The organism is Streptomyces sp. 8P21H-1, assembly GCF_013302945.1.
The window spans coordinates 7,850-11,952 of record NZ_JABTYA010000256.1 but is presented as its reverse complement, the minus strand read 5'-3'; the positions used below and the strand labels follow the sequence as shown (position 1 = coordinate 11,952).

Here is a 4,103-nt window from a genome sequence, read left to right as displayed (position 1 = left end):
GCGCTTCCACAGCAGGCGGCGGTACTTGTCGAAGCCGTAGCCACGGTCGGCGTATAGCCGTCTGGGCTTGCGGCGGGGGCGTCCCCGCAGACCCCGGATCGGCGGGACGGCGTCCAGCAGTGGCAGGAGTTGGGTGACGTCGTGTCGGCTGCCGCCGGTGAGCGTGACGGCGAGCGGTGTTCCGTGGCGGTCGACGATCAGATGGTGCTTGGAGCCGGGACGGGCGCGGTCGACGGGCGAGGGACCGACGTGATCCCCCCTTTGAGAGCCCGGATGTGTGAGCCGTCCACGGCGCAGTCGTCCAGGTCCAACAGGTCGACGCGTCGCAACTCGCTGAGCAGGGCGGCGTGCAGGCGGGGCCAAACGCCGGCCTCGGTCCAGTCCCGTAGTCGGCGCCAGGCCGTCACACCTGAGCAGCCCACCGTCTCCGCGGGGACGTCACGCCAGGCGACGCCGGTCCGCAGCACGCACAGGACGCCGGCGAGTGCCGTTCGGTCGGGAACACGCAACCGCCCCGGATGGTGACGGCGCCGCTCGGGAGCGGGTGGCAGCAGCGGAGCCACCCGTTCCCACAACTCGTCAGGAACAAGATCAGCACGTACCCGGGACAGCCTGCCGACCAAGATCGTCGAGCACAAGGCCCGCAGCTCAACTCTTCTGAAACGATCAGTTAGCCCGCGCACCGGGCCTCCTCCTCGCCGGGCCCCTGGACGCGCCGCGTGCGCACCTCTTGCCAAAGGAAGAGGTCGGCCCCATATTCCTCACGTGGCGTCAGTGCACGATGAGGCGGGCTGAGCCGCGAGAGACGGACGGGGTGCCGTGGTGCAGGAAGAACAGGGGGCACAGGGATTGCAGGGTTTGCAGGCATTCGCGGGCGGTCTGGAGGACATCACCGGTCCGTTACCGGAGTCGTCGAGCTATCAGGGCACGAACGTCCTGGAGCTGACACTGCCGGACACGGCCTGGCGGCAGGTGCTGTGCGTGACGTACCGGCTGGAGCGCAGGGCCGACATACCGGCGGGGTCGTTCCGGCTGTCGGCCGGCGGCGGGACCCCGATCCCGGTGCAGTGCCAGGTGTCGACGGAGGACCGGCTCGTCCTCACGCAGGTCGACTTCAACGGGGGCGCGCCGGCGACCTCCACGATCAACCAGCTCAGCCGCTTCGCGGGCACCGTGCTGCACGTCCAGCTCAGCGTCGACGGCAACACGCTCTCCTTCCACCTGGACGTGGGTACGGCGCTGGAGAACATCCTGACGGGCCAGTTGCTGTCGTTCTGGGTCGACAGCCGGCCGCTGCCCGTGACGCCGGACAACCGCCAGTGGCCGCACAGCCCGAGCAAGCAGGTGTACGTCCTCGGCTACCAGGACGCGCTGACCGGCGCCATCACCCCGCCGTGCCGCACGATGCCGCCGGCGCTGCCCGCCGCCCGGATCCAGCAGGCGTTCACCGCCCTGCGTGAGTACGGCGTCTCCTCGCCCACCGTCTTCCCGCTTCTCCAGGTGCCGCGGGACAGCGACGGGCTGGCCGCGCTGCGCGAGGCGCTGAGCCGGCTGGACTTGAACACCGTGATCATGGAGATGCACCAGGGCAACCAACTCATCGCACAGCGCACCGGGGACGGCCCGTACACCTGCCGTTTCATCCCGGACGCGCAGTACACGGGCCCGCGCCTGCTGGTCGTGGAGACGTACCGCCTGACGTCGGTCCCGGTGCGCTACGGCCCGGGAAGGGTGATCAAAACCTTCACTCTCCTCCCGGGCGAGAAGACGACGATGCGCGTCAGCTCCTACAAGCGCTCCACGCAGGGCATCCAGTCGACGTCCTCCATCGTGGACTCGACCAGCGACGAGAGCGAGCGGGCCTTCGAGCAGTCCGTCGGCGCCGAGCGGGGCAACCAGTCCGACTCCGCGAGCAGCTTCGAGTACAACGCGTCGGCCGAGGCGTCCGGCTCGGCGTCCTGGGGCTGGGGCAGCGCGTCGGCGTCGATCAGCGGGGGAGTGGCCGGTAGCAACACGTCGGCGCGGCAGGAGTTCGCGAAGAGCCTCACGAACGCGGTCGGCAAGAACGCCTCGCGCGCATCCGCGCGCCGCGAGGTGTCGGTCGACACCAGCATGGACCTGAAGCTGGAGGAGGGGGAGGAGTCGGCAGTCGAGCGGACCATCGAGAACATCAACGTCAGCCGCACCCTCAACTTCCTCTTCCGCCAGATGAACCAGGAGTACGTCAGCGTCCTGCACTTGGTCGACGTGCGGATCGGATTCTTCAGCGGGCACAACGAGTCCCGGGCGGAGGTGCCGCTCTCCGAGATCGACTCGCTGCTGGACCAGGTCCTCAACCCTGCCCAGCGGGACGGGGTGCGCGAGGACGTCTTCCGCCTGGTCCAAGGCGTGCGGGACCACACGGGTGCGACCCACCCGGGCTTCATCCGCACCCAGGCCCCCGACGGCACGGCACTGGCCCCGGCGGTCGACCCCGCTTACACCAGCACGTACACGGTGTCCGACGGCCGCCCCATCGTCGTACCGGGCATCATCATGTCGGCGGAACGCCACGTCATGCGCACCGACGGCATCACGGTCGACGCGTTCCTCGGCGAGGGCGAGGGGCTGGACGCCTACTCGCTGGGCCTCCAGCACGAGTCCGTCCGCGGCCAGGCAGCCGATAACACCCTGAAGGAACTGGAGGCGCAGCGCATCGAACTGGCGCTGGCGATCGCCAAGGAGGGCGACCCCAAGCGCGCCGAGGCGTACCGCACCCTGTTCATCAACCCCCAGATCGTCAACCAGATCGACCACGCGGCACTCAACACGGCGAGCTGGAACGGCAAGGACTCCGACACGGCCCGCACGGCCACGGCCGACGTGGACGGCGCCGCGTGAGCATACCGCCGGAGGAGGCGACAGATCCGGAGACGCCGACGGCTCCGAAAGCCTTGCCGCGGTCGGCCGTGCGATCGGCTCCAAACACGACCCGAATGAAATCCTTGGGAAGGCAACCCGACGTCGCCCAGAAGAAAGCCGTCACGACGGCGCCGGCGGTGTTGAACAAGCCCGGCCTTTACCACAGAAAAAGGCGGCTGAAAGGCGTGGACGCGAAACCTCTCTTGGACCATTTCATCAAGGAAGGCAAGCTGAAGAAGCCTGAGGGAGCGGGCGGGGAAACCTGGACCGGACTGTTCGTCATGACGGTGGACCGGGCGTCCATCAGTAAAACGAAAAGGTTCTCCATCGAGGACGTCCTGAGGGTCTTCACGGCACTCCTCGCACGCGCCGAGCAACTTGCCCAACAGACCGAGAAGGAACTCGGGGACCTGAAGACACGCCTCGACACGAACCCGCAGAACCTGGCCGAGCTCAGCGTGGTACTCGACACGCACAAGAACATGAGGGAGCTGATGGGCCCCACGGGAGACGGGAAACTCGCCAACGTCACACCCTTGGCCATCTTCCGGGGCATGAGCGCCCTCCAGGCGACCCGGGTCATCACTGAACGCACCATGGGCGGCTCGAAGGCCAGACCGGACCGCCAGACAGGCCCCAGACCGACGGAGGAAGACGCCAAGAAGCAGACGGGCGAGAACGAGAAGGAAACGGCCGCTGGCCTGATCGAGGAGTGGTCCCTGGACCAGTTGACCGGGTTCTCCCGAGGCGGAGTCATGATGGGCGCCGTGGTCCGTCTCGGCAGGGTCAGGATTCCCAAGGAAGGGCTGGACCGGGTGAGAGGCGAACAAGGCGTGACCGGCTACGCCGACCTGGAACTGTCCGCGGTGGCCGTCTGCAAGATCGGCGAGCCGCAGAAGTACAAGGACCCGCTGACGCAGAAGCTGGAGCGCGTCAGGACGTGGACCACGGTCGATGAGTTCCTGGCGCGGGCGTGACCGAGGTTGAGTCGACGCTTGTCAATCTCCCCGCAGCGGGTATAGAAGGAGCACCCCGTGAGGGCATCGCAGATACCGCCGACACCCCCCACGACAGCGACGTCCCCCAGGGTGATCCCCCCCCGAACACCACGGGATTCACCCATCCCGGCACCAGCTCACCCTCCACCCCGTCCGCGGTGACACATTGCGCGCTGACCGGCAGAGACATCCGCGTGACGATGC

Annotated in this window: 2 protein-coding genes and 1 pseudogene; 2 read left to right on the top strand and 1 reads right to left on the bottom strand. The window is 68.0% G+C overall.

Annotated elements, in window-relative coordinates:
• Positions 1-611, bottom strand: a pseudogene (locus HO151_RS05055) (IS5 family transposase); the annotation flags it as partial.
• Positions 612-858: 247 nt separating this feature from the next.
• Here HO151_RS05055 and HO151_RS05050 point away from each other — a divergent pair.
• Positions 859-2,880, top strand: coding sequence for a hypothetical protein (locus tag HO151_RS05050; RefSeq protein WP_173894907.1), 2,022 nt, complete (start codon positions 859-861; stop codon positions 2,878-2,880).
• Positions 2,877-3,878 (top strand): hypothetical protein, encoded by a 1,002-nt coding sequence (locus HO151_RS05045; protein ID WP_173894906.1) that lies wholly within the window; start codon positions 2,877-2,879, stop codon positions 3,876-3,878. The genes HO151_RS05050 and HO151_RS05045 overlap by 4 nt, the downstream gene beginning before the upstream one ends.
• Positions 3,879-4,103 lie beyond the last annotated feature (225 nt).